The sequence below is a fragment of the Planococcus salinus genome (assembly GCF_003719725.1).
GTDB classification, from domain to species: Bacteria; Bacillota; Bacilli; order Bacillales_A; family Planococcaceae; genus Planococcus; species Planococcus salinus.
In genome coordinates this window covers 56,401-77,187 of sequence record NZ_RIAX01000006.1, presented here as the reverse complement: position 1 = coordinate 77,187, position 20,787 = coordinate 56,401, and the positions used below count along the sequence as shown (strand labels likewise).

21 protein-coding genes, 1 tRNA gene and 1 other RNA gene are annotated in these 20,787 nt (G+C 46.6%); 19 read left to right on the top strand and 4 right to left on the bottom strand.

Going from position 1 to position 20,787, the window contains the following annotated elements; translation table 11 throughout:
* From EEX84_RS09665 to EEX84_RS09655, 3 genes are all read left to right on the top strand, one after another.
* Complete coding sequence (locus EEX84_RS09665; RefSeq protein ID WP_123165434.1) at positions 1-996, top strand: gluconeogenesis factor YvcK family protein; 996 nt, start codon at positions 1-3, stop codon at positions 994-996.
* 24 nt (positions 997-1,020) lie between these two features.
* Complete coding sequence (whiA, locus tag EEX84_RS09660; RefSeq protein ID WP_123165433.1) at positions 1,021-1,971, top strand: DNA-binding protein WhiA; 951 nt, start codon at positions 1,021-1,023, stop codon at positions 1,969-1,971.
* Between the two features lie 64 nt (positions 1,972-2,035).
* On the top strand, positions 2,036-2,290 hold the full coding sequence (locus EEX84_RS09655; RefSeq protein WP_123165432.1) for an HPr family phosphocarrier protein: 255 nt from the start codon (positions 2,036-2,038) through the stop codon (positions 2,288-2,290).
* Positions 2,291-2,341: 51 nt separating this feature from the next.
* Here the strand turns inward: EEX84_RS09655 and clpP are convergent, their stop codons facing one another.
* Positions 2,342-2,944, bottom strand: a complete 603-nt coding sequence (clpP, locus tag EEX84_RS09650) for an ATP-dependent Clp endopeptidase proteolytic subunit ClpP (protein WP_123165431.1) — start codon at positions 2,942-2,944, stop codon at positions 2,342-2,344.
* 166 nt (positions 2,945-3,110) lie between these two features.
* Between clpP and EEX84_RS09645 the strand changes: the two genes are divergently transcribed.
* From EEX84_RS09645 to EEX84_RS09580, 14 genes are all read left to right on the top strand, one after another.
* A tRNA-Arg gene (locus tag EEX84_RS09645) sits at positions 3,111-3,182 on the top strand.
* Positions 3,183-3,730: 548 nt separating this feature from the next.
* Positions 3,731-3,961: a glutaredoxin family protein gene (locus EEX84_RS09640; RefSeq protein ID WP_123165430.1), complete on the top strand. Its 231-nt coding sequence runs from the start codon at positions 3,731-3,733 to the stop codon at positions 3,959-3,961.
* 106 nt (positions 3,962-4,067) lie between these two features.
* The gene (locus EEX84_RS09635; RefSeq protein WP_123165429.1) at positions 4,068-5,111 is read left to right on the top strand and encodes a sugar-binding transcriptional regulator; all 1,044 of its coding nucleotides are present in this window, start codon (positions 4,068-4,070) and stop codon (positions 5,109-5,111) included.
* A 1-nt stretch (position 5,112) separates the two neighbouring features.
* Entirely contained in the window at positions 5,113-6,120 is a 1,008-nt protein-coding gene (gap, locus tag EEX84_RS09630) for a type I glyceraldehyde-3-phosphate dehydrogenase (RefSeq protein ID WP_123165428.1), read from the top strand.
* A gap of 112 nt (positions 6,121-6,232) precedes the next feature.
* Entirely contained in the window at positions 6,233-7,414 is a 1,182-nt protein-coding gene (locus EEX84_RS09625; RefSeq protein ID WP_192892952.1) for a phosphoglycerate kinase, read from the top strand.
* Positions 7,415-7,427: 13 nt separating this feature from the next.
* Positions 7,428-8,189, top strand: coding sequence for a triose-phosphate isomerase (gene tpiA, locus EEX84_RS09620; protein ID WP_123165426.1), 762 nt, complete (start codon positions 7,428-7,430; stop codon positions 8,187-8,189).
* Positions 8,182-9,714 carry a 2,3-bisphosphoglycerate-independent phosphoglycerate mutase gene (gpmI, locus tag EEX84_RS09615; protein ID WP_123165425.1) on the top strand — a complete coding sequence of 511 codons (1,533 nt, stop codon included), beginning with the start codon at positions 8,182-8,184 and terminating at the stop codon, positions 9,712-9,714. Before tpiA ends, gpmI begins: the two co-directional genes overlap by 8 nt.
* An 18-nt stretch (positions 9,715-9,732) precedes the next feature.
* Positions 9,733-11,028 (top strand): phosphopyruvate hydratase, encoded by a 1,296-nt coding sequence (eno, locus tag EEX84_RS09610; protein ID WP_123165424.1) that lies wholly within the window; start codon positions 9,733-9,735, stop codon positions 11,026-11,028.
* A 115-nt stretch (positions 11,029-11,143) separates the two neighbouring features.
* Positions 11,144-11,371 (top strand): preprotein translocase subunit SecG, encoded by a 228-nt coding sequence (secG, locus tag EEX84_RS09605; RefSeq protein WP_123165423.1) that lies wholly within the window; start codon positions 11,144-11,146, stop codon positions 11,369-11,371.
* A gap of 217 nt (positions 11,372-11,588) precedes the next feature.
* Positions 11,589-12,335, top strand: coding sequence for an alpha/beta hydrolase (locus tag EEX84_RS09600; protein ID WP_123165422.1), 747 nt, complete (start codon positions 11,589-11,591; stop codon positions 12,333-12,335).
* Between the two features lie 24 nt (positions 12,336-12,359).
* On the top strand, positions 12,360-14,675 hold the full coding sequence (gene rnr, locus EEX84_RS09595; RefSeq protein WP_123165421.1) for a ribonuclease R: 2,316 nt from the start codon (positions 12,360-12,362) through the stop codon (positions 14,673-14,675).
* Positions 14,676-14,725: 50 nt separating this feature from the next.
* Complete coding sequence (gene smpB / locus EEX84_RS09590; RefSeq protein WP_123165420.1) at positions 14,726-15,193, top strand: SsrA-binding protein SmpB; 468 nt, start codon at positions 14,726-14,728, stop codon at positions 15,191-15,193.
* Positions 15,194-15,279: 86 nt separating this feature from the next.
* Positions 15,280-15,633: a transfer-messenger RNA gene (ssrA, locus tag EEX84_RS09585) on the top strand.
* 198 nt (positions 15,634-15,831) lie between these two features.
* On the top strand, positions 15,832-16,383 hold the full coding sequence (locus EEX84_RS09580; protein ID WP_123165419.1) for a dihydrofolate reductase family protein: 552 nt from the start codon (positions 15,832-15,834) through the stop codon (positions 16,381-16,383).
* 156 nt (positions 16,384-16,539) lie between these two features.
* Here the strand turns inward: EEX84_RS09580 and EEX84_RS09575 are convergent, their stop codons facing one another.
* Positions 16,540-16,983, bottom strand: a complete 444-nt coding sequence (locus tag EEX84_RS09575; protein WP_123165418.1) for a DUF948 domain-containing protein — start codon at positions 16,981-16,983, stop codon at positions 16,540-16,542.
* Positions 16,984-17,320: 337 nt separating this feature from the next.
* Between EEX84_RS09575 and EEX84_RS09570 the strand changes: the two genes are divergently transcribed.
* Positions 17,321-18,817, top strand: coding sequence for a glycine betaine uptake BCCT transporter (locus tag EEX84_RS09570; RefSeq protein ID WP_123165417.1), 1,497 nt, complete (start codon positions 17,321-17,323; stop codon positions 18,815-18,817).
* Between the two features lie 79 nt (positions 18,818-18,896).
* Positions 18,897-19,772, top strand: coding sequence for a 5'-3' exonuclease (locus EEX84_RS09565; protein WP_123165416.1), 876 nt, complete (start codon positions 18,897-18,899; stop codon positions 19,770-19,772).
* Positions 19,773-19,781: 9 nt separating this feature from the next.
* Here EEX84_RS09565 and EEX84_RS09560 read toward each other — a convergent pair whose 3' ends face one another.
* Together EEX84_RS09560 and EEX84_RS09555 are read right to left on the bottom strand one after the other, a co-directional pair.
* Complete coding sequence (locus EEX84_RS09560; RefSeq protein ID WP_123165415.1) at positions 19,782-20,294, bottom strand: C39 family peptidase; 513 nt, start codon at positions 20,292-20,294, stop codon at positions 19,782-19,784.
* A 25-nt stretch (positions 20,295-20,319) separates the two neighbouring features.
* Complete coding sequence (locus tag EEX84_RS09555; protein ID WP_123165414.1) at positions 20,320-20,784, bottom strand: STAS domain-containing protein; 465 nt, start codon at positions 20,782-20,784, stop codon at positions 20,320-20,322.
* Positions 20,785-20,787: the final 3 nt, after the last annotated feature.

Sequence of the window (20,787 nt, the reverse complement as noted above, 5' to 3'; positions counted from 1 at the left end):
ATGGAAAGTAAATTGGACCGGAAGCGAGTGGTAATCATAGGTGGCGGTACAGGCCTTTCTACATTGCTCAGAGGGTTGAAGATGTTTCCGCTTGATTTGACCGCGATTGTAACAGTGGCTGATGACGGGGGCAGTTCCGGACGCTTGCGTGATGATTTGGATATCCCACCACCAGGCGATATCCGGAACGTGATGGCTGCTTTATCGGACGCTGAGCCGCTCGTGGCTGAAATGTTCCAATATCGATTTAAACAATCATTGGATTTGGATGGTCATTCACTTGGCAACTTAATGCTGGCAGCGTTGACGGAAATTACCGGGGATTTTTCCACCGCGGTAAGGGAAATGAGCCGTGTATTGAATGTGAACGGCACAGTGCTCCCGGCAGCCAATCAATTGGTGACATTGCTGGCAGAGCTGGAAGATGGCACGACAGTAAGAGGGGAATCGAAAATCCCCGCTTATCTGCAGCCAATCAAACGGGTGTTTTTGGAACCGGATGATGTACAGACATTACCCGATACGATTAAAGCTATCCACAGGGCGGACACCATAATTGTCGGACCAGGTTCTTTATACACCAGTATCTTGCCGAACCTGCTCGTGAAAGACATAAAAAAAGCATTATTGGCTTCAAAAGCGAAAAAAATCTATATCTGCAATTTGATGACTCAGGCAGGGGAGACATATAAGTACACAGCTTCCGACCATGTCAAAGCGCTTTATGATCATATCGGCGAACCATTTTTGGATGCCATTCTGCTTCACAAAGAACACGTACCCCCGGTTGTAGTGGAACGCTACAAAAAAGAAAAAGCGCGGCCGGTCAAATACGATGCAGACCAGTTGAAGGAAATGGGCCTTGAAGTTTACCGCGAAGATATAGCGAATATTTTAGGTGAAACCATACGTCATGAACCTATTAAAGTGGCGGAATGGTTATTTGAATATGCGGGCGGCTTATTGGATGAAGAATCCAGGCATATGTTTTTTTGAGCCCATTGAAAGGGGGAGCAAGCTTTGTCTTTTGCTTCTGAAACAAAAAAGGAACTGACACAGTTCGAATCGGATGATTGTTGTGGAAAAGCGGAATTATCCGCGATGATTCAGATGAACGGAACATTATCTTTTTCCAATAAGCAGTTGAGTCTGGATATCCAAACTGAAAATGCGGCGATTGCCAGACGTATCTATACGTTCTTAAAACGTTTTTATACAGCCTATCCAGTAGAGCTGCTTGTTCGGAAGAAAATGCGTCTGAAAAAAAATAATATTTATATTTGCAGAATTCGGGAAGGTTCAAAACACGTCCTGGAAGATTTGCGGATCATTTCGGAAGGTTTTCAGTTTCATCATGAAATTGATAAGCAATTGGTGGAAAAAAACTGCTGCAAACGCGCTTATTTGAGAGGGGCTTTCCTGGCTGGGGGGTCTGTGAACAATCCAGAGACTTCCTCATACCACTTGGAAATCTACTCGCTGTACAAAGACCATGCGGATTCTCTCGTGGAATTGATGAACGGATTCCATTTGAACAGCAAAACGATTGAGCGTAAAAAAGGATTTGTTACGTATTTAAAAGAAGCGGAGAAAATTTCTGATTTTCTGAGCATCGCTGGAGCACATGCTGCGTTGTTGAAATTTGAAGACGTTCGGATTATCCGGGATATGCGCAACAGTGTCAACCGGCTTGTCAATTGCGAAACCGCCAATTTAAACAAAACCATCGATGCAGCATTGCGGCAAGTGGAAAATATCCGATTTATCGATGAAGTCATCGGCATTGACCAATTGCCGGATCGGCTGCGGGAAATTGCACGTCTTCGAGTCGAATATCAGGATGTCACCTTAAAAGAGTTGGGTGAAATGGTGTCGACTGGAAATGTCAGCAAATCCGGTGTCAATCACCGCCTGCGAAAAATCGATGAAATTGCAGAATCATTGAGAAAAGGAGAAACGATCGGCCGGTAATTCAGGCGGTTCTTTCATAAATATTTCATGTAAGATGTAGTTTAGTTTCCAGAGGAGGATTAGCATGGTTGAAAAACAAGTGAATGTACAATTGAAAACAGGGCTTCAGGCAAGGCAGGCAGCATTATTCGTTCAAGAGGCAAATCGTTATAACGCGGATGTATACCTGGAAAAAGACAATAAAAAAGTAAATGCGAAGAGCATTATGGGGATCATGAGCCTGGCCATCAGTAAAGGGACAGATGTAATTATCTCTGCCGATGGATCGGATGATGAAGCTGCTGTAGCTGCGCTTTCTGCCATTATTGAAAAAGAATAGAAAAAGCTCACAGTCGTTCGACTGTGAGCCTTTTTTTGTCAGATCTTATTTTTATTTTTGGTCTTCGTTCAATTTGTTGCGCGTGATGACTTGGTCGATCAAACCATATTCAAGCGCACGTTCGGCAGTCATGAAATTGTCGCGGTCTGTATCTTTAGAAATGACTTCCAATGGCTGGCCTGTACGGTCAGACAGAATTTGGTTCAATTTTTCACGAAGCTGCAAAATGCGTTTCGCTGCGATTTCAATCTCGGTCGCCTGCCCTTGAGCACCACCAAGTGGTTGGTGAATCATTACTTCGGCATTTGGAAGCGCATAGCGTTTGCCTTTTGTTCCGGCAGCCAGCAAGAATGCACCCATAGACGCGGCCATGCCGATGCAGATGGTTTGAACATCCGGACGGATAAACTGCATGGTGTCGTAAATCGCCATTCCGGCAGTGATGCTGCCGCCTGGGCTGTTGATGTAAATGGAAATGTCTTTTTCCGGATCTTCTGCCTCCAGGAACAGAAGCTGTGCCACGATGGAATTTGCCACATTATCGTCAATGCCGCTTCCGAGCATGATCACACGGTCTTTCAACAAACGTGAGTAAATGTCATACGCGCGTTCGCCCCGGCTGGTTTGTTCAATTACTGTTGGAATTAAATTCATAAAGATCCTCCTCGTAAAGTAATATGCAATCCTGCTGAAACAATGTTCAGCTGTACTATTATCATACACTCAAAGGTCAATGAAGGTCAAATCTAACGAATTGCAAAATATAGCTTGAAATTTTTCTCAGTGTTTTATATAATAGAAAAGTCGCTAAGGCAACAAAGCCCTCGTGGTGTAATGGATAACACGTAAGATTCCGGTTCTTGAGATAGGGGTTCGATTCCCTTCGAGGGCATCACAACACAAAAGCTGGTCCTTCTCACCGTTTGTTCGGGAGAAGGGCCAGTTTTTTTCTTTAATAAGCTTAATTTATTTCTTCACCTGCCGCTATTCCGCAGAACAGCTTCGCTATCCCGCGGGAGTCTCCACTGTTTTACTCCATATCTTTATGAAAGAGTTAATATTTTTAGTGCAATTTATATAGCGGCAAATATAGTCAGTTGGGGAAGAAGGGTTTAGTGCCTCTGTAGGAAAGGGAACTGAGTTATATTCCGTATGAATTTTAGAAGAAAGAGCGAAAGGCGGCGACTCCTGCGGGAAAGCGGAGTGATGAGACCCTGCAGGAAGCGAGTTGGGCAAATGTTAATTTGTCCAGCTCGTTTGCGACGAAGCTAGCGAAGCGATGCAGGAGCACCGGTTTTCGAGGCGACGAGGAGGCTCAGCGCTTCGCCCGCGGAAAGCGTCCGTCTGGAGCGATTTCTTCAGTGAAATATGCATAATTATTAATACCATTGTTGAGAACTTCTAACTTCAGTGCAGCAAATAATAGAAAGAAGGAAAAACATGATCAACTTTTACACACGCCAGAATTGTCCGTTGTGCGAAGAAGCAAAACTGATGATCGAGCTGGTGCAGGAAGATTTTCCGCTTGAGTACAATGAAATCGACATTGAAAGCGACGATGCTCTGCATGAAAAATACATGCTGATGATTCCTGTCATCGAAAAAGACGGAGAAGTTCTGGTGTATGGAAACGTCGGCTATGTGGAATTACTGGAAGCGTTAGGATACTAACGCTTCTTTTTGTTTGCATTTATTCTCCTGTAAGACTAAAATGAAACTAGTGGGACAAAATATTTAGCGGCGGGATAAAAGTCGTCCAGCCAAAAGGAGTGGAAAGATGGATAAAGTAACGGAAGCCCAATTAAAGCTGGTCCCCGAAATGTCCGAGCTCCTGAAAAAAAGATATCGAATTTTACAGGCGATCATGCTGGAACAGCCGATCGGTCGAAGAACGGTCAGTGAATCGGTCAAGTTGACCGAGCGGGAAGTCCGCAAAGAAACGGATTTGATGCGGGAGCAGCAATTGATTGAGATGAAAACAGCAGGAATGATTGTCACGGATTTGGGAGAAGAAGTTCTGTCTTCTTTGATGGAATTCATTCATGAAATTTCCGGTTTGGGGCAAATGGAGAAACAGCTCCAGCAAGCATTAGGGATATCGAAAGTCATCATTGTGCCTCAAAACAGTGACGACATGCCAGCTGTGAAATACCAGATCGGAAAAGAAGCGGCAAAGCTGCTGGAAGCGCAGTTTGCCAAGTTCAAAAAAATTGCCGTTACAGGCGGCAGCACCATGGCAGCCATTGCTAAAGGGCTGAATATGGAAAAGACTGATAAAAAACTGCAATTTATCGCTGCCCGTGGCGGCTTGGGCGAAGATGTTCTTCATCAAGCGAACACAATTGCTTCTGCTTTTGCAGGACAGGCAGGCGGATCTTTTAAAACGCTGTATTTACCGGACCACCTTTCCCAGGAAGCTTTTGAAACGATGATGAAAGAACCGATGATCAAAGACATGATGGATTTGTACAACCAAACGGAAGTAGTGGTCCATGGAATCGGCAATGCGGAAGAAATGGCGAAACGCCGGAACTCTTCACAGGAAGAAGTCGAGAAAATCCGTTCAGGAGGCGCAGTCAGCGAAGCTTTCGGCTACTACTTCGACAAAGACGGCAAGGTAGTTTATCGAATCCGCACAGCGGGAATTCAATTGGAACAAGTGCAAAGAGCTCCGGCCATTCTGGCAGTTGCCGGCGGGCGGTCCAAAGGGAAAGCCATCTTATCTTATTTCAAGAATGCACCTGAACGGACAGTGCTGGTAACAGATGAAGGAGCCGCCCGGGAAATTATTGAGACTACTGAAAAACAGGAGGAACTATAAAATGACTTTAAAAATGGCAATTAACGGATTTGGACGTATCGGACGCATCGTGTTTCGTCAAGCGATGGCAATAGACGACATAGAAATAGTAGCGGTAAACGATTTGACGGACGCACCGATGCTGGCCCATTTATTGAAATATGATTCTGTCCACGGCATATTGGATGCTGAAGTATCTGCTGAAGGCGACGATATTATTGTCAACGGCAAAAAAATCCGCGTATTTTCCGAAAAAGATCCGGCAAACCTTCCATGGAAAGACCTGAATGTGGACATTGTGCTGGAGTCGACAGGAATTTTCCGTGACGAAAAGTCAGCGTCCAAACACATCGAAGCGGGAGCTAAAAAAGTTATCGTCTCAGCTCCTGGTAAAAATGGAATGAAAACATTAGTAATGGGCGTTAACCACGAAAGTTACGACCCGGAAGTGGATCATGTCGTATCGAATGCTTCCTGCACCACAAATGGTCTGGCTGGAATGTCCAAAGTATTGAACGATACATTTGGCATTAAAAAAGCGGTTATGACGACGATCCACTCCTATACCAATGACCAGATCCTGTTAGATTCACCTCATTCCGATTACCGGCGTGCACGGGCAGCGGCTGAGTCAATGATTCCGACAACAACCGGCGCGGCAGCTGCTGTTGCCAAAGTATTGCCGGAGTTGAAAGGCAAAATTGACGGAATGGCCATCCGCGTTCCGACGCCGAATGTATCACTGATCGACTTGGTTGCGGAACTTGAGTCTCCAGCGACTGTTGAAGAAGTGAATGCAGCCTTGAAAAAAGCGACTGAAAACGAGTTGAAAGGAACGTTGGAATACAGCGATCTTCCATTGGTATCAAGCGATTACAATGGCAATACGGCCTCTTCCACTGTTGATGGTTTATCAACGATGGCGGTGGGCGACAATATGGTGAAAGTCCTTGCCTGGTATGATAACGAAACCGGCTATTCTGCCCGCTGCATCGATATTGCGTTACACATGTACAAAAAAGGCTTGTAAGCTAAAAATCATAGCTTAATTTTCTGTGAACCTCTATAATAAAAGAGGGTAAATGGGGCGGAGGTTTACCTCCGTCCCATATTTTTTTCAAGACAATGGGAGGTATTTCATGATGCAAAAAATGACCATGAAAGATTTGGATTTGAAAGGAAAGCGCGTCTTTTGCAGAGTGGATTTTAATGTGCCAATGGAGGGAGGCAAAGTTACAGATGATACACGTATCCGAGCAGCCATTCCCACCATCCGTTATTTGATGGACAACGGTGCAAAAGTGATTCTGGCCAGCCACTTGGGCCGTCCGAAAGGCGAAGTGAACGAAGAGATGCGACTTTCGGCAGCTGGAGCCAGACTCAGTGAATTAGTACATAAAGAGGTAAAAAGCCTCGACGAATCGATTGGAGAAAAAGTGGAACAGGCCATTGCAGCGATGAACGAAGGCGAGATCGTGTTATTGGAAAATGTCCGCTTCCATCCGGGAGAAGAAAAGAACGATGAAGAATTGGCAAAGGCATTTGCTTCTTTAGCCGACGTATATGTAAATGATGCCTTCGGGGCAGCACATCGTGCGCATGCCTCGACAGCTGGGATTGCGAATTATCTTCCTGCAGTATCCGGTCTTCTGTTGGAGAAGGAACTGGATGTTCTGGGGAAAGCATTATCGGATCCTGAACGTCCCTTTACAGCAATCATCGGCGGAGCCAAAGTGAAGGATAAAATCGGTGTCATCGATCATTTATTGGACAAAGTCGACCATTTATTGATCGGCGGCGGTCTTTCCTACACATTCAGCAAAGCGCAAGGGCATGAAATCGGAAAATCCTTGGTGGAGGAAGACAAATTGGAGTTGGCAAAATCCTTCATTCAAAAGGCGGAAGAAAAAGGGGTTCGGCTGTATTTGCCGATTGATGCCGTGGTGGCAAGCGAATTTTCAAAAGACGCAGATACAAAAGCGGTCAAAATTGAAGAGATCCCGGCGGATTGGATGGGGCTTGATATCGGGCCGGAGACAGCTGAGCTGTACGCAGAAGTGATCAACAAATCCAAGCTGGTCATTTGGAATGGACCGATGGGTGTGTTTGAAATGCCGCCTTTCGCAAACGGGACGAAGGCCGTGGCAGAAGCGATGGCAGAAACATCAGCTTACACCGTAATAGGTGGCGGAGATTCAGCTGCAGCAGTTGAAAAATTCAACGTTGCTGATCAAATGGACCATATTTCAACAGGCGGCGGCGCTTCCCTTGAGTTTATGGAAGGGAAAGACCTGCCGGGTGTGACAGCGTTATCAGACAAGTAAAGGAGTGTGTTTTGTGAGAAAACCGATTATTGCAGGAAACTGGAAGATGTACAAAACTGCTTCGGAGGCCAAGCAATTCGTAGAACAAGTGAGTGGGTTGGTCCCTGATGCAAGCAAGATGGATTCTGTCATTTGTGCTCCTTCTCTGTTTTTGCCACAGCTTGTCGTTTCAGCAGAGAACAGTCCTTTGCGAATTGGCGCGCAGACCATGCACGAGGCTGTGGAAGGTGCTTTCACTGGTGAAATCAGTCCTGTTCAATTAGCGGATATCGGTGTGGACTATGTCATTATTGGCCATTCGGAACGCCGCCAATACTTCAATGAAACAGACGACTCTGTCAACAAAAAAGTACACGCTGCATTCGAACACGGGTTAACGCCGATCGTCTGTGTCGGAGAAACATTGGCACAGCGGCAGGATGGCAACACAGGATCAGTAGTGGAAAAACAAGTGGCTCATGCGCTGAACGGTTTGTCTGGGCAACAAGTGGAAAAGCTGGTGTTGGCATATGAACCTATATGGGCGATCGGAACCGGCAAAACGGCCACAGCTGAAGATGCCAATGAAGTATGCGGCATCATCCGCGGGAAAGTTGCCGATTTGTACAGCGAACAAACAGCAGATCAGCTGCGCATTCAATATGGCGGCAGTGTGAAGCCTTCGAATATTGAAGAGCTGCTGGGCATGCAGCATATTGACGGAGCCTTGGTGGGCGGAGCCAGCCTGGAAGCCGAGTCGTTTCTTCAGTTATTGGAGGCCGGTAACGATGCGTAAAACAGAAGGCCCGGTAGCACTCATTATTTTAGACGGCTTCGGCTGTCGGAAAGAAACTTTCGGTAACGCTGTAGCAATGGCGAAAAAACCGAATTTTGATGCCCTGTGGAACAGTTATCCTCATGAACTGCTGACTGCCTCAGGCGAAGCGGTAGGCTTGCCGGATGGCCAGATGGGCAATTCGGAAGTGGGCCATTTGAATATCGGAGCGGGACGTATTGTTTATCAGAATTTAACGCGGATCAACAAGTCCATTAAAGAAGGCGATTTTTATCAAAACCCGCCTTTTGTGGAAGCGATTGCCGGAGCGAAAGCAAGAGGAAAAGCACTTCATGTAATGGGCTTGCTGTCGGACGGTGGTGTTCACAGCCATTATGAACATTTATTCGCCTTATTGGAGATGGCAAAAGAGCATGGCCTCGAGCAGGTATACGTCCACGGTTTTTTGGATGGCAGGGATGTCGGTCCAAGAACGGCGCTTACCTATATTGAAGACGCCGAACGGCGAATGAAAGAAATCGGGATCGGTAAGTTTGCTTCAATCAGCGGCCGCTATTATGCCATGGACCGTGACCAGCGCTGGGACCGTGTCGAATTGGCATACCGGGTTTTAGTGGATGGCATCGGCAAGACAGCCACTTCAGCTGCGGCAGGGGTCATCGAATCATATGAGCTTGAAGTGGTCGATGAATTCATTGATCCGTTTGTGATTGTTGAAGGGGATCGGCCGGTGGCCACGATCGAATCGGGGGATTCAGTCGTCTTTTTCAATTTCCGTCCGGACCGTGCCATTCAATTGACGTCTGCTCTTATCCGCAGAGACTTTGCCGGTTTCCCGTTGAGTGCCAACCATCCGCTGGATTTGACTTTTGTGTCATTCACTTCCTACAGTGATGATTTGAAAACACGCGTCGCTTTTGAAACGCTGAATCTTTCGCAGACATTGGGGGAAGTGGTTTCCGCAAATGGGCTGAAGCAGTTGCGGATTGCTGAAACGGAAAAATACCCTCATGTCACCTTTTTCATGAGCGGAGGGCGCGAAGATGTCTTCCCTGGTGAGGAGCGCATTCTGGTCGATTCGCCGAAAGTCGCCACGTATGACTTGAAGCCGGAAATGAGTGCGTACGAAGTGACAGAACGTTTGGTGGATCGGATAGAAGAAGGGGCGCATGACGTCATCATCCTGAATTTTGCCAACCCGGATATGGTTGGCCACAGCGGTATGCTGGAACCGACAATCCGTGCTGTGGAAGCAGTGGACGATTGCTTGGGGAAAATTATCGAAGCTCTGCACGAAAAAGGCGGATCCGCGATCGTGACAGCGGATCATGGCAATGCCGATGAAGTCCTGACGCCGGAGGGCAAACCGATGACGGCTCATACGACGAACCTGGTGCCGGTCATTGTGACAAAATCAGGAGTGGTTTTGCGAAGTGATGGAATCCTTGCTGATTTAGCACCGACAGTTTTAAAATTGCTCGATGTAGAGCAACCGATAGAGATGACAGGAAGACCATTATACTAACCAAAGGAGCTGTTTCAATTGCCAATTATTACAGGTGTTCAAGCACGAGAAGTACTCGATTCACGGGGGAACCCGACAGTGGAAGTGGAAGTGTTTACGGAAAGCGGAGCGTTTGGCCGTGCCATTGTCCCTTCCGGCGCTTCTACGGGAGAGCATGAAGCTGTCGAATTGCGTGATGGCGACAAAAGCCGCTATTTAGGAAAAGGTGTATTAAAAGCGGTGGAGCACGTCAACAATGAAATCGCTGAAGAAATCGAAGAGATTTTTTCTGTGCTGGATCAAGTGTCAATTGACAAAGCGTTGATCGAACTCGATGGCACAGACAACAAAGGGCGTCTGGGAGCCAACGCGATTCTGGGCGTTTCAATGGCTGTGGCGCATGCAGCGGCTGACTATTTGGACATGCCGCTTTATCAGTACCTGGGCGGTTTCAATGCCAAGCAATTACCCGTGCCGATGATGAACATCCTGAACGGTGGGGAACATGCCGATAATAATGTCGATATCCAGGAATTTATGGTCATGCCGGTAGGAGCGGAATCTTTTCGTCATGCACTCCGCATGGGAGCTGAAATCTTCCATAACCTGAAATCCGTGTTGAAAGAAAAAGGCTATAACACGGCAGTCGGCGATGAAGGTGGATTTGCACCGAACCTGAAATCCAATGAAGAAGCGCTGACAACGATTCTGGAAGCCATTGAAAAATCCGGTTACCAGCCTGGACAAGATGTCCTGTTGGCGATGGACGTAGCGTCTTCCGAAATTTATGACAAAGAAAAAGGCGTCTACAATTTACCGGGCGACAATACAGTGAAAACGTCGGAAGAAATGGTTGACTGGTACGAAGAGCTTTGCAATAAATATCCGATCGTTTCGATTGAAGACGGCTTGGATGAAAACGACTGGGATGGCCATAAGTTGCTGACAGAACGCATCGGCAGCAAAGTGCAGCTGGTCGGAGATGATTTGTTTGTGACCAATACAACGAAATTGGCACAGGGCATCGAACAGGGAGTCGGCAATTCCATTTTGATCAAAGTCAACCAAATCGGTACGTTGACTGAAACATTCGATGCAATCGAAATGGCCAAACGCGCTGGCTACACAGCGGTCATCAGCCACCGTTCAGGAGAGTCGGAAGACGTGACAATCGCGGACATCGCCGTGGCGACAAATGCCGGACAGATCAAAACTGGCGCACCGTCCCGTACAGACCGTGTAGCGAAATACAACCAGCTTTTGCGCATTGAAGACCAGCTTCATGAAACGGCGGAATATCTTGGAGCGAAGACTTTCTATAATCTGAAAAAATAATTGACTCGGCCAGAGGAAGAGCGGAATTCCGCTTTTCTTCGCCGCTATTGTCACAGGTCTCAATTTTTGGTAAACTAGTTCTTGTTGTGCAAGTTCTTTTCAGGAGGTGGAATAAATGCATACGTTGTTAATGACATTACTCGTCATCGTATCGCTCGCATTGATCGTCGTCGTTTTATTGCAATCAGGAAAAAGTGCAGGTCTTTCGGGAGCCATCTCCGGTGGAGCAGAGCAACTTTTCGGCAAGCAAAAAGCTCGTGGACTGGACCTTGTCCTTCACCGGGTAACAATCGTTCTTGCTGCCTTATTCTTTATACTGGCTATTGCCATTACGAAAGTCTAACGTAGATGACTACATCGCCTGACCACTTCCATGGTTAGGCGTTTTCTTTTATACGGAGTGCCGATATTTCGCAAAATAGCTGTGTTTTCGCGCTCACAGGATGTCGCGCCAGCTGCCGCGGGCTTGCGGTGTCTCTGCTGTTTTGTTCTATTTCTTACAATGAGCAGTGATAAATAATGAAGTAATACATAACCTTAAAACAACGGAGGGATTTTTTATGCGTATTTCACAGCCGAAGCCATTCTTTTTTAAGGCCGGTCCACGGGCAGTGCTGCTGCTGCACGGGTTTACTGGGAATTCAGCCGATGTTCGGATGCTCGGCCGTTTTCTGGAGAAAAAAGGATATACATCGTTGGCGCCCCATTATGCGGGACACGGTGTGGAACCGGAAAAACTGGTAGTCACCGGTCCTGACGACTGGTGGAGAGATGTAGAGCAGGCGTATGAGACTTTGAAACAGGAAGGATATGAAGAGATAGCTGTGATCGGGCTTTCTTTGGGGGGCGTATTTACGTTGAAAATCGGGTATACCTATCCTGTAAAGGGTCTGGTTACGATGTGTGCACCCATGTATATGAAGACAACGGATCTAATGTATGAAGGGGTAGTGAATTATGCCCGTGAGTACAAGAAGTATGAAGGAAAAGAAGAGTCTGTTATCGAAGAAGAAATGGAAAGGTTCAAAGAAAAGCCGATGGAGTCGCTGGCTGATCTCCGGAAACTGATCGGGGAAGTCCGAAACCAGGTTGACCATGTATACGCGCCTTTATTGGTAGTGCAGGGTTCTCTGGATGATGTCATTAATCCGGATTCCGCCAATGTAATTTATGAAAAGGCGGAGTCGTTTGATAAAAAATTGAAATGGTACGAGAAATCGGGTCATGTTATCACACTTGATCAGGAAAAAGAGCAATTGCACGAAGATATTTTAGCATTTCTCGAATCACTCGACTGGAGTGAGTGAGACCGTCAAAAGGAGGAGTTTGGATTGGGGAAAAACGAACTGTCACTCGATCAAAGGTTACTGGCATTTATGCGTGAAGACGCTTATAAGCCGTTGACAGTCCAGGAAATTGAAGAACAATTCGGTTTTGAAGATGCCGAAGAGTTCAAGGAACTGGTCAAAACGTTAGTGAAGTTAGAAGAAAAAGGGTTGTTGATCCGTTCAAGAGCCAATCGTTATGGAGTACCGGAGCGAATGAACCTGATGCGGGGGAAATTTATCGGACACCCGAAAGGCTTCGGTTTTGTAGCGCCGGAAGAAGCAGGAATGGATGATATTTTCATACCGCCTACCGAAGTGAACAGTGCAGTCAACGGAGACAAAGTGATGATCCGAATTTCTGAGTCTTCTTCTGGGGACCGCCGCGAAGGAACCGTCATCCGTATTCTGGAGCGCGGGACCACAAAAGTGGTCGGTACGTTCCAGGACAACAAAGGTTTTGGCTTTGTGGTGACTGACGATAAAAAAATGAATATGGACATCTTTATCGCCAAAGACGATACGTTGGGGGCCGTTGACGGCCATAAAGTGGTGGTTGAGATTACCGGCTGGCCCGAAGGAAGATTATCCGCGACGGGCATGGTGACACAAATTCTCGGTCATAAAAATGACCCGGGAGTGGATATCTTATCGATCATCCACAAGCATGGAATTGAAACAGAGTTTCCACCGGACGTCTTGGAACAGGCCAATAATGTACCGGAAGAAATCGATCCTCAGGATTTGACAGGACGCCGTGATCTGCGCGACGAAAAAATTGTGACAATTGATGGAGCAGACGCCAAAGATCTGGATGATGCGGTGCAGGTGGTGAAACTGGAAGACGGCACATACAAATTGGGCGTCCACATTGCGGACGTCAGCCATTATGTCACGGAAGGTTCTCCGATTGACCGGGAAGCCTATGACCGGGCTACAAGCATTTACCTGACAGACCGCGTGATTCCAATGATTCCCCACCGGCTGTCGAATGGCATCTGTTCGTTGAATCCAAAGGTGGACCGTTTGACGCTGTCATGCGAAATGATTTTCAATGATAAAGGAGAAGTGCTGTCACACGACATTTTCCAGAGTGTCATTAAGACTTCAGCACGGATGACCTATACAGACGTTTATGAAATTTTGGAAAAAGACAACCAGGCCTTGAAAGAACAGTATGCCGACCTTGTCCCGATGTTCGAGCTGATGAAAGAACTTGCTGAAATTTTGCGTACAAAACGGATGAGAAGAGGCGCCATTGATTTCGATTTCAAGGAATCGAAAGTGATTGTCGATGAAGAAGGATATCCAGTGGATATTGTGCTGCGTGAGCGCACCGTGGCCGAGCGGCTGATCGAAGAATTCATGCTGGCTGCAAACGAAACAGTGGCTGAGCATTTCCACCATATGGATGTGCCTGCATTGTACCGGATACACGAAGACCCGAAGCCTGAAAAGCTGCAGCGTTTCTTTGAATTTGTGACCAACTTCGGTATCGTTGTAAAAGGGTCCGGAAATCAGATCCATCCACGGGCTTTACAGGAAATCGTGGAATCGATTGAAGGGACGCCGGAAGAACCTGTTATTTCGACGATGATGCTCCGTTCGATGCAGCAGGCGAAGTATTCAGCAGAAAGCTTGGGACATTTCGGCTTGTCGACGGAATATTATACACATTTCACATCGCCAATCCGCCGTTATCCCGATTTGATCGTTCACCGGTTGATTCGCACGTATTTAATCGAGAAAGATTTATCACAGGCGACTCTCAGACACTGGGAAGCCGAAATGGACGATATTGCAGAGCATACTTCTGAACGCGAACGGCGGGCGGTGGATGCAGAACGCGATACCGATGCCTTGAAAAAAACCCAGTACATGGCTGATAAAATTGGTGAAGAATTTGAAGGGATTGTTTCTTCCGTGACGAATTTCGGCATGTTCATCGAATTGCCGAACACCATCGAAGGGCTGGTGCACGTTTCCAACCTGACCGATGATTTTTATCGCTTTGACGAGCGTCAAATGATGATGATTGGAGAGCGGACCAAACGTCAATTCCGCATCGGTGATGAGGTTTCGGTTCGTGTCATCGGCGTGAAGCCGGAAGAATCATCCATCGATTTTGAAATTGTCGGCATGAAGCAAAACCTGCGCCGCACACGCAAAGAATCACCGCGTGTCATCAGTACTTCAAAGAAAGACAGCGAAGGAAAAGGTGGAAAAAGGCGGGAAGGCGGACCGACGCGCAAGCCGAAAAACAAAAAGAAAAAATTCTATGAAGGCGTCGCCAAAAAGCAGGGACGCAAGAAGAAAAAATAAAAGTGCGGCTCAAGGGCCGCCTTTTTTGAATCTATCAGAGGTGAAGCAGTATGGCAAAAGGAGAAGGAAAAGTAATTGCCCAAAACAAGAAAGCAAAATTTGATTACTTTATTGAAGAAACAATCGAAGCGGGCATCGTCTTACAGGGTACAGAAATCAAATCTGCTCGAAACGGCAAAGTGCAGCTGGTGGACGCGTTCGTTCGGGTCCGTAACGGGGAAGCATGGATTTCTAATATGCATATTGCTCCGTATGAGCAGGGCAATATTTTCAATCACGAACCGACCCGCTCACGGAAGTTGCTGTTGCATAAGAAGCAGATCAATGAGCTTGCCGGAGTTTCAAAAGTGCAGGGAGCGGCCATCATTCCTTTGAAGATGTATCTGAAGGATGGTTATGCAAAAGTACTTCTTGGCGTTGGTAAAGGGAAGAAGAATTATGACAAGCGCCAGGATTTGAAAAAGAAAGACGCCAAACGGGAAATCGATCGGGCAATAAAGGACCGCAGCCGGTACTGATCACATTTCTTGAATTTTGATCACTATTACCCTATAATGAATTTATAACACCGAAGCTAACATCTTCCGTGTCTCTTTTTTAATGAGGGGACGTTACGGATTCGACAGGGATGATCTGGGCTTGGGTTGCGCGTCGGAGGATCGGCTCCGTCATCAACGTATCTATAACAACTGGCAAAACTAACAACAACCTAGCATTCGCAGCGTAAGCTCGAATCTGCTCTATGTATCCATCGCCCATGTGGCTATGTAGAGCTCACTAATAGTGGGATACGGTAACCGGTGCCGTTTGAGCCGGTTGCAGGAGATTTTCAAACTAGTCCATAGGACGCCTGCTTATCGGCAGAATATGCGACGAACTTCCAATAGGTAAGCTACACGCGTAGATGCTCAAGTAGCGGAGTCTCTGGACGCGGGTTCGACTCCCGCCGTCTCCATACATGTTGCTAAGAGAGCCTTCAATGGTCTGCAGCAGCATTATGGTAATAAAAAGCGCCAAAACCTTTAATTGGGTTTTGGCGTTTTTTCGTTGGTTAAACTAAAGAAACTAATAGGTTTTTCGATAAAGAAGAAGGAGAATAGCGAGTTGCAGTGAATGTAGTAACCCAAACACATTCGGTTAAAAAGGGGGAAGCAGAATGGCCAAAGTCTGTTTGGGGATGATCATGTCGGTTGATGGGTTCATTAATGACCGGCAAGGCAAATTGGATAAGCTGTATGCCAGTTTTGAACCGAACGAAGTAATTAATGAAGCGATGGCTAATACCGGCGCTGTAGTCATGGGGCGCAACAGTTTCGAGAGTGCCGAGGACACAGACGCCTATGCGGAGGATTATGAGTTTCAGGTGCCTTTGTTTATAGTGACTCACTATCCTCCGGCCAGACACCCCAGGGAAAATGACAACCTGACGATTACATTTGTGACAGACGGCGTTGAAAACGCCGTCCGGCAGGCAAAAGCAGCAGCCGGTGACAAAAATGTGGTGGTCCTCGGTGCGAGTACCGGACAGCAGGCATTGAAAGCGGGTCTGGTGGACGAACTCCAAGTTGCCATTGCTCCGATTCTTTTGGGCGAAGGACTGCGTTTTTTCGAGCATTTGGATGATCTTGAAATTCAGTTGGAAAAACTTCGGACCATCGAGACAAATCAGCAAGTTGAGATTTGGTATAAGGTGATCGGGCAACAGTAGACGGATGCGTTCCATGAGGGGGATGCCTGAAACTCTGTTATTAACTCTCCCTTCAGCAGAATTCACTCATATGAAAAGGCAGCCCATCAGGCTGCCTTTTTGAGGTCTGTTTTAATATTTTCCTTTCAATGCTCCCCGGCTGATCAGAAAAGCCGATTAAGAAGCGGAAGATTTGTTTTTGGAAGCCTGCCGTTTTCCCCATAAATTGATGAGGATGGCCGCTCTGTTTTTCCATTGGTTGACCAGTATCGTATTACCTCTGTCGTGGTCCACTCTTGAAGCAATATCGGTTGTGGTCGATCGAACCACCGAATTTAAATCGGTCACCGAATTTTTTGCACCTTTGGCTGCGTTGACCAGAACACTGACTTTTTCGGATTTCTGTTGCATATCTTCTTTCAGCTCTTCTGTGTGATGCTGCAATGCGGTTGTCTCCAGTTTAAGCTTATCCATCCGTTCTTTCAGGTTATTCATTGAACCTTTTATTTCTTTCATCGGCTCTTTCATCCCTGCCACCAGAAGACCTACACCGATTCCTGCCACGATTAGCCCCGCTACGATGATGGCGAGCGCTATGTACAGCCACATTGTCGAATCCATTTTGTTTCCTCCTTCGTATTGTTGATGTGTTAAATGTGCTATACCCGTTATGCGGTTCTGATTAACATATCGCACTGTCTTAATATCGGTTCTGCTTCATGGAGGGGAAATGTCTTCGGCCATTCAGGGTTTAGTCTCTCAAACGCAGGGTATTCAATAACTATTAAATAGGAAGAATTCAATAGGCAACAAAAAGCAAAGCTGCAGCATTCCTTATCTGAGTTCTGCTTTTCTCTGGAGGTGAAGTTTCTGTTTATCGAGCAAACGAGCGGTTTGACATGTCGAGCCGTATTCCGTATGCTTATAAATTGTGGCTAAAAGTTTAGGAGGGGACTATATGAAAAAAGTAACGAGTGTTTTTTGGATTGCGCTCGCGCTGACCATATTGGCAGTGGCATACGGTGCGACTGCACCAGATAACTTCTCGGAAGTTACAGGCAATATAGAATCATTCCTGACTACTTCGTTCGGATGGTATTATCTCTTAATCGTTTCAGTGATGGTGATATTTTGTCTGTTCTTCCTGGTCAGTCCGATGGGGCAGATCCGATTGGGGAAAGATAACGAAAAACCGGAATTCTCATTTGCTACATGGATTGCCATGCTGTTTTCAGCGGGTATGGGAATCGGGCTGGTGTTTTGGGGGGCTGCAGAGCCATTGTCCCATTTTGCGATCGATCCGGCGACAGCCGAACCCGGTTCTGCGGATGCGTTCCGCGAAGCAATGCGGTACACCTTTTTCCACTGGGGAATTCATGCATGGGCAATTTATGCGGTCGTCGCTCTTGCATTGGCCTATTTCCAGTTCCGCAAAGGGGAACCGGGGTTAATTTCGTCGACGTTGAAACCCATCTTTGGGAACAAGGTCAAGGGACCTTTAGGTGTTCTGATTGATGTAATTGCCGTTTTTGCTACGGTTGTAGGGGTGGCAACGACTCTCGGTTTCGGAGCCATTCAAATCAACGGTGGCCTGGCATTTTTGTTCACAGGTATTGAAGGGGACAGTTTCCCCACTCAAATTGTCATCATTGCGGTGGTAACGGTCTTATTCATGATTTCTTCCTGGACCGGTTTGAGCAAGGGTATCAAGTATTTATCGAACACCAATATGGTATTGGCAGTCACGTTATTGGTATTGGTTATCATTTTGGGACCGACTTTGCTCATTATGAATATGTTTACTGATTCGGTCGGCAGTTATCTGCAGAATTTGATACGGATGAGTTTCCGTGCTGCTCCAGTAGATGGAGACAATCGGGCATGGATCGATGGCTGGACGATTTTTTATTGGGCATGGTGGATTTCATGGTCTCCATTTGTCGGCATTTTCATTGCCCGCGTTTCCAGAGGGCGCACCATCCGCCAATTCCTGGCAGGAGTTTTGCTGATTCCTACAGTCATCAGCTTTATCTGGTTTGCTTCATTTGGTTCCACAGCCATTGATGTACAGAACAGCGGTGTGGATATGACCGGATTACTGACTGAGGAAACCTTGTTCGCTGTGTTTGGTGAAATACCGCTCGGAATGGTTTTATCGATTGTGGCAATCTTACTGATTTCGACGTTCTTCATCACTTCCGCCGACTCGGCAACGTTCGTTCTCGGTATGCAGACGACCAATGGTTCCATCAATCCTTATAACTCCGTCAAGTTGACTTGGGGGGTAGCCCAATCGTTGATTGCGGTTATTCTCCTGTCGACCGGGGGATTGGACTCCCTGCAAACGGCGTTGATCGTTTCAGCTTTCCCTTTCTCATTTATCATGCTTCTCATGATGGCTTCATTTTATAAAGCCTTGAGTGTGGAGTACAGTGCGATTAAACGAAAACGTTAAAACCGCCGCTTCGGCGGTTTTTTTCGTTGCAATGAAGTATAATGGAGGATGCGTTTTAAGATGAATGGAGGATTTTTTTATGGATAAACCACATGTGTTATTAGTGGATGGAATGGCGCTGCTGTTTCGCTCATTTTTTGCCACTTCGGCAGTGGGTCAATACTTCCGGACAGCAGAAGGCCTGGCGACAAACGGTGTACAGGGCTTTGCCCGCCATGTGCTGGCTGCGAAAACGATGATGAAGCCGACGCATATGGCTGTATGCTGGGATATGGGCGCGCATACTTTCCGGAATGACTTGTTTGAAGGATACAAATCAAATCGGCCGGCACCCCCGGAAGATATGCTGCACCAATTTGATTTGGCCAAGCGGACATCGGAGCAGCTTGGCTGGAAAAACTATGGGGAAGCGGGAATTGAAGCGGATGACTTCATCGGTTCTTTTACAAAGCAATGGAATGGCGAAGTGGATTTCACGATTATCACTGGAGACAAAGACATGCTTCAATTACTGAATCCATCGGTCAGCATTGCTTTTATGAAAAAAGGCTTTCACGTATACGATGTATATACGGAAAACCGATTCAAAGAAGAGTATGGGATTGAGCCATTTCAATTTGCGGATGTTAAAGCGTTCATGGGAGATGCCAGTGACGGTTATCCCGGAGTTAAAGGAATTGGTCCCAAAACCGCTTTGCAGCTGATTCAACAATTTAAATCAACAGAGGGCGTACTGGCAGCAATAGACGAACTGAAGCCGGCGCAGAAAAAGAAAATCGAAGAGCACAAAGAAATGCTGCTGCTGTCGAAAGAGCTGGCTGTCATCAAATGTGATGTGCCACTCGATGTTTCCTTAACGGAAATTGCCGTTCCGCGCTATACGGAAGAACATATCCGCTTCTGTGAAGAGGAGCAGTTGACTTTGCTCGCCAGACAATTGGCAAAAAGCTTATAAGGCGTGTGGCTATTGGGAAACGGGAACGATTTTCACAAAAGATAATACCTGTTGATGTTTACGGTAAGAAGCTGTCCGGAGTTTACTCGGCCGGCTTCTTTTTCCGTTATCGTGGAAAAACAGAATCACATCATCCTGCTTTTCTTCGAAGCCGATCAGCGGTACCCAGTGGTAACGGAACATCGGCTTGGAAAACCAGCGAAACGAAAAATAGCGGTCGAACTTCATGGCTACTGGACGACCTGCAAGAAGTTCCGTTTTCACCTGGTCGATGGAACGGATTTTTTTGATTTCAAAGCGGGAGCCAGTCAATTTGCGAAGCTTCCGGATCAGTCTCCAGCTGAACAAGCCGATTGCTGTGGTACCGAGGCTGGCATAAAGGTCATTGACGGCATATTCTTTTTCTCTATGAAATTTCATGATGGAAGCCACTGTCACCGGTCCGCAGGCAGAACCTTGTTTGCGTCCTTCAATTGTGTTCTCGTATTGGGACATGCCTGTAAAAGGAATTATCGTTTTCACATTGAACATCTCCATTCCTGAACATTCAGAGGGAATAAAAGGGTTGTTCGTTTTCATTGAGCAGTTCTTTCAGCGCGGCTCTGAACGTGTTATACGCTTCAAGTTCCACATGAATGCCGGCATGGACAATTTCCCTGACGAAACGTGGATTGAATCCTACATAAATTGGACGAAGCCCCATCAGTTTTAACGCATCGTTCAATTGGAAAAGCTCGCTTGCCAGTTCGTTATAGTCGAATGTTTCGATATCTTCTCTTTCAACGCCGGTAAAGTCAAAAATAACGCGCTGTGTTTCGCGGTTCTCACCGGCATGTTTTAAGACAGCTGATTGTATTGCCTCAAAACGATCCCGGAAAATGACTCCTGCTATGGGCACCAAAATAGTGTGTGGAACAATTGAAGGGATGATGGGGGCAGCCATATTTTTTACCAGCTTTTCATAGTATTTCACCAAGTCTCTGAGTTCTTTCATTTCCTGTTGTTGATCCATTTG